This window comes from Alienimonas sp. DA493 (genome assembly GCF_043951915.1).
Taxonomy (GTDB): domain Bacteria; phylum Planctomycetota; class Planctomycetia; order Planctomycetales; family Planctomycetaceae; genus Alienimonas.
Map to the genome: position 1 here is coordinate 1 of NZ_JBINJD010000255.1, position 4,333 is coordinate 4,333.

The 4,333-nt window shown below is 70.0% G+C and carries 5 protein-coding genes; all 5 read right to left on the reverse strand.

Annotated features, from left to right (window positions below):
* Positions 1–314: 314 nt before the first annotated feature.
* The 5 genes from ACG2DA_RS21830 to ACG2DA_RS21850 all read right to left on the reverse strand — a co-directional run bounded on the left by ACG2DA_RS21830 (position 315) and on the right by ACG2DA_RS21850 (position 4,207).
* Positions 315–947: a hypothetical protein gene (locus tag ACG2DA_RS21830; RefSeq protein ID WP_395258674.1), complete on the reverse strand. Its 633-nt coding sequence runs from the start codon at positions 945–947 to the stop codon at positions 315–317.
* Positions 947–1,318: a hypothetical protein gene (locus ACG2DA_RS21835; RefSeq protein ID WP_395258675.1), complete on the reverse strand. Its 372-nt coding sequence runs from the start codon at positions 1,316–1,318 to the stop codon at positions 947–949. Before ACG2DA_RS21835 ends, ACG2DA_RS21830 begins: the two co-directional genes overlap by 1 nt.
* The gene (locus tag ACG2DA_RS21840; RefSeq protein ID WP_395258677.1) at positions 1,315–3,246 is read right to left on the reverse strand and encodes a hypothetical protein; all 1,932 of its coding nucleotides are present in this window, start codon (positions 3,244–3,246) and stop codon (positions 1,315–1,317) included. Before ACG2DA_RS21840 ends, ACG2DA_RS21835 begins: the two co-directional genes overlap by 4 nt.
* Positions 3,247–3,451: 205 nt before the next feature.
* Entirely contained in the window at positions 3,452–3,799 is a 348-nt protein-coding gene (locus ACG2DA_RS21845; protein WP_395258678.1) for a hypothetical protein, read from the reverse strand.
* A 105-nt stretch (positions 3,800–3,904) separates the two neighbouring features.
* On the reverse strand, positions 3,905–4,207 hold the full coding sequence (locus ACG2DA_RS21850; protein ID WP_395258680.1) for a hypothetical protein: 303 nt from the start codon (positions 4,205–4,207) through the stop codon (positions 3,905–3,907).
* Positions 4,208–4,333: the final 126 nt, after the last annotated feature.

Sequence of the window (4,333 nt, forward strand, 5' to 3'; positions counted from 1 at the left end):
GACGACCTGTTCCGCGAGGGGCTGGTCTGCCTGCGGACGGGGGCCGGGTCGATGTGGCGGCCGTGGGAGGCCGACGCCGTGGCGCTGGCCGACGGCCTGACCGTTCACGCCTTCACGGTCTGCGAGCGATGACGGCCCCGAACGACCGCGGCCTCTGGTGCCCCGCTCCCCCGATCGTCGCCGCGGCCCCGTGGCGTGCGGCCCGGTTCCGGGGACGCTGGTGCGTGCTGGCCGACTGCCCCGACGGCGTGCGGCTGGTGCGGTGGTGCCGAACGGACGGTGAAGCCCGGGAGGTGGCGCGGGGTCACGCGGGATCAGGGCGAGAAGTACGGGCTAAAGTCTACGACGGCGTCCGCGATTGAGGGGCAATTCCCGGTCTGCGGGGCGTCGCCCCCGAGCGAGTGGTGGTAGTAGTCGAACGGGATCGACACGTTCGTCAGCGCCGCCTGCCAGTCCGCGTTGTTCATGTCGGCCGGTTCCGGGGTCTCCGTGACGACGTAGTGGTACTGCGTGGAGTTCGAGGACCTGTACGGCGTGCTGCCGATGGGCCGGGAGGGGTTGGAGAAGTTGGTGTCCGCTGACAGCGTGAAGCGGAACCCGTAGGTGTGCTTGCTTCCGTTGAGCGTGCCGTGCAGGGAATGGATTTGGAGGTTCGCGGCGACTGCGACATCCCAGAAATTGCCCCCGCCCCTCGACTGTACGGTCTCAGTCTTCGTGTGCGCGCAGTTTTCGTCCCGTCCTTCAGCCCCGCTGACGGTGTGAGTTAGCACATTGCAGTAGTTGTAATAAGCGTTGCCGACGCGATTGTGTTCTCCGTTCGCGTCCAGAACCGCTACGGTCAGGTCGCAGAACAGCGGTATCGGATAACTCTCGACGCCGTTCTCGTAGACCACATCGCAGGCGTCGGACCCGCAACAGCACCACCCCCAGCCTCCGGCCCACGACATCACGGACAACCCTGAAGAGGAATGAGTACGTCCCACGTCCCGTCGATCAGTCCGATGTAGCACGTCGCCCCGGACTGCACCGCGACGCTCGGATGCCGGTTGATCGCCGTCTGCGTGCCGCCCCCGACCGCGAACGTGAACGTCCCCGTCGCCCCGGCCGCGACCTCCGCGTTGGCTGTCGCCCGGCGGACCAGCGTCCCGCCCCCGAGGCCGAACCCCTCCCCCGTCGGGTCCCACGTCCCGTTCCCGTCCCCGTACCCCGGCGGAATCCGCGCCCCGATCACCCGGATCGCGTGCGCCATCTCCCGCAGGCGGTTCTCCACCCACCGCCAGCGGCGCGGTTCTTCCGGCGGCAGCACGGGCACCGTCATTGCGTCTCCCCGTATTCGTCCACGTACGTCGTCTCGCTGACCGAGGTGAACGTCACGTCCGTGAAGAAGCCCCCGCCGCCCTTGTTGTAGTCCCCGACGTACCGCCCCTCGCCGACCGTCATGGAGGTGTTCAGCGTCACCCGCCGCTGCGCCGCCCGGATCTTCAGTTCCGCCTTCATCGCGTCGACGTCGAAGGCGGACAGCGCCAGCACGTCCCCGTCGAGCGTGAGCGTCGTCGTGTCCGCCTCCAGGTCGAGCGTTACCTCGGTCACGACCGCGTTCGCGCTCTCCCAGCCGGTGGTCGTCGTCCCGCCGCTGCCGTCCGCCGCCGCGATCCCGACCCGGGTTCCCGGCTGCCAGTCCGGCAGCGCGCCGGCCAGCGTCGCCCCGCCGGCGTGCGCGAGGTCCTTGACGACGGCGTGATGCTTCTGGGCTAGTTCCGTCATCCGCGACAACCGCGTCGCCGTCGTGACGTTGTACTCGGCGTCGACCGCGCAGGCGTCGTCGTAGCGGACCAGTTCGGTCGTGAGTCCCGCCACGGAGTAGGACGTGCCGTCGTAGCCGCTGGCCGGGTAGCGGACGCTGTGCGGGTCCGCGTAGATCGCGTGGCGGAGCTGCACCTCGACCGGCGTCTCGAACGTGCCGGGGGAGCCGGAGCCGGGCACGTACCGTTTGAGGCCGCCGGGGATCTCGACCAGTCCGGCCCGCGGGTCGGCGGTGCCGCTCTCGTGCAGCGTGATCGACTCCGCGATCGTCTCATCGCTGACGCCGTCGTTGTAGGCGAGACCGTTGTTCGGAGCGGCGGAGTAGAACCCGCCGTCCCCCGCCGTGCTGGGGTCGAACCGGAACAGGACGTGCGGCTCCAGCGTGGCGACGCCCGGAATCCAGACGAACGTGCCCTCCACCCATTCCCCGTCGCCGTTGCGGGTCAGGGCGTGGAGGCCGGGGCGGGCCTTCCAGCCGGGAAGCGTGCGGGCGATCTCGACGTACCCGCCGGCGCCGTCGCTGATCCCGTAAAAGTCGCTGTCCGGGTAGCCGGAGACCGTCACCTTGGTCAGCGCGACCACGTCGGGGTCGTCGGCGTTCGGGAACTGCTCCGCCGCGGCGACCGTGTCCGTCGAGGCGATCCGGTAGGTCAGCGTTTCCGGGCCGGTGTACTTGACCGCCGGGAAGCGACCCGCGGTCGTGCGGGTCAGGTTCAGGGCGAGGACGACGCCGCCAACGGCGTCGGGGTCGTTGAGCGTGAGCGTGTCCGTCGGCCCGCCGAGCACGTCCCGCAGGACCCACTGGCGGCTCCCCGGGCTCCAGCCGACGGCGTAGCCGGGCTCGAACGTCGGGAGGATCTCCTCGAACGCCCCCCGGGGGCCGCGGGACTCCACCTTGACGGTGTCCAGCGGGACGTGGTCGAGGGCGGCGAACGCCCCGTCCGGCACGGGCAGGCCGCCGGCGGGGCAGGCCCGGATCGCCTGGAGAGCGGTCGTGCGGTCGTCGAGGATCGCCTCGCACATCTCGCCCACCGTGGCCCCGAACAGGCGGCAGGCGCGAACGTAGGGGTCCCCGACGACACCGTCCGCGTTGAACACGTCCCGGGCGGTCAGCGTGACCTCGTTGACCCGCGCCGCGGTCTCCGCCCGAAACGTCGGGTCGTGGGCGGTAATCTGGACGGTGCGACTGGTCTGGCCGATGTCGGGGGTCTCGACCCAGCCGGCGAACAGGATGCGACCGTCGGCGCCCTCGGCCACGTCGCCGTCGTGCAATTCCACCCACGTCGTCGCGTCGTAGGGAACCTCGTGCTGGGCGACGTGGACCGTGAAGGAGAGGGAGTCCGGGGCGTTGAGCGGCCGGTGGAGCGTGATATTCGAGACGACGGGGTCGCGGTCGCCCGGAGCGGTCGGGGTGTCGTCGGCGAAGGATATCAGGGGCGTCACGCCGGCTATTATCGCCGGTCAATATTGGCCGCGCCAGACCTGTTCCGCGGGGCGGGGTCACTTCTCGCGGCGCTCTCCCGCCTGCTCGTAGGCATTGAGCGCGGCGGCGTTGGCCTGGGCGCTCATCGTCTCTCTCGGTTGGGGGCGTGACGCGGGGAGGTCCGCCGTCTCCGTCGCGGCCCGCGGGTCCGCTCGGGAGGGGGCGTCAGCGGGCGTCCAGTTTGGCGAGGGCGTCGGACAGGCGGGCCAGCACGTCGGTCTCGATGAGCCCTTCGGGGAAGATGCTGACCAGTTCGTCGGCCACGGCAATCACCTCGGGCACGGCCGCGGGGTTGGCGATGCCGTCGCAGGCCGTCAGGCACGCGGCGACATGCGTTGCGATCGGCTCGGTCCAGCAGCTTGCGGCTTGGCACACGTCGCCGGAGTAGTCGCCCGGCAGCCTGCGCCCCACGACGCCCCAGTTGGATTTCGGTCCGACGCCTTTTTCGACATGGTACGGGCCTCTGACGACGCCCGGCATGGGGGAGTCGTTGGCCTCCGCGGTCGTGCTCATAGTCTCTCTTCGGTTCTCGGTTCGGGGGTCGCCAGCGTGACCGGAGGGGGACGGGCGGGGGAGGGGAATCAGCGGAGGCGGTGGCCCGGGGCGAAGGGGCAGGGCTCAGGCGAACGTCCGGCCGGCTTCCTCGGCGACCTGTTCCTCATTGTGCCGAACGCAGTCCGACACCATCGCCTCCGCGTCCGCCGCGAGCCCCAGTTCCTTCACGACGACGTGGTGGTCCACCTGCACCTTCTTCGCCCCGGCGTAGCGTGAGGACTCAATCGTCAGCACGCGGACGGGGCCGATGCTCGACCGGCGAAAAGTGATTTCGGAGCCCTCGGCGGTGGATTCCCAGAGCGCTCCGAGCAGGCCGGAGAGTTCCGGGTCGTCGGCGGCGAAGGCGGTCTTGGTCTCAGTCGTCATCGGGGCCGTCTTTCAGTGAGGAACGGTCTGTGTGCAGGTATCCCCGGTGAGGACACGCCGCGCCAGGGGGGAGTCAGCGGGCGGTTAGCAGCGAGAAGGTTTCGCGTATTCGGGCTCTCACGACCT